The organism is Pseudomonas sp. PME37.24/006, assembly GCF_055556635.1.
Genome location: NZ_JBVHNL010000049.1, coordinates 1 through 279, shown reverse-complemented (window position 1 = coordinate 279; position 279 = coordinate 1). Strand labels below are relative to the sequence as shown.

1 protein-coding gene is annotated in these 279 nt (G+C 42.3%); it reads right to left on the bottom strand.

Annotation, left to right across the window (positions count from 1 at the left end; genetic code table 11):
- On the bottom strand, nucleotides 1-243 hold a 243-nt coding region (locus ACZ3GY_RS23810; RefSeq protein WP_465912195.1), incomplete at its 3' end, for a hypothetical protein.
- Nucleotides 244-279: the final 36 nt, after the last annotated feature.

The following is a 279-nucleotide window of genomic DNA, read 5'->3' as shown; positions in this document are numbered from 1 at the left end:
AAATGAAGGGTTGTTTTTAACAATGGCCTTCCCATAAGCTTTTACACCATTATGTAATGACATGCTCAACAAGCCAGGATTGATGGTGCGATAGTGATCGTACAGTGCAGGGATGGTCAGTCCAAACAACGAACCAATAGTATGGGTACGTAATGCAGACAAGGTTAAACCCAACTGAAACATACAGGCACGATTTCCTGCGACAAATTTACCTGTTGGAGAAAAGACGGCAATACCTTCCATCAAGGTGCCAATAAATTCTGGTCGTGTATGAAAGTG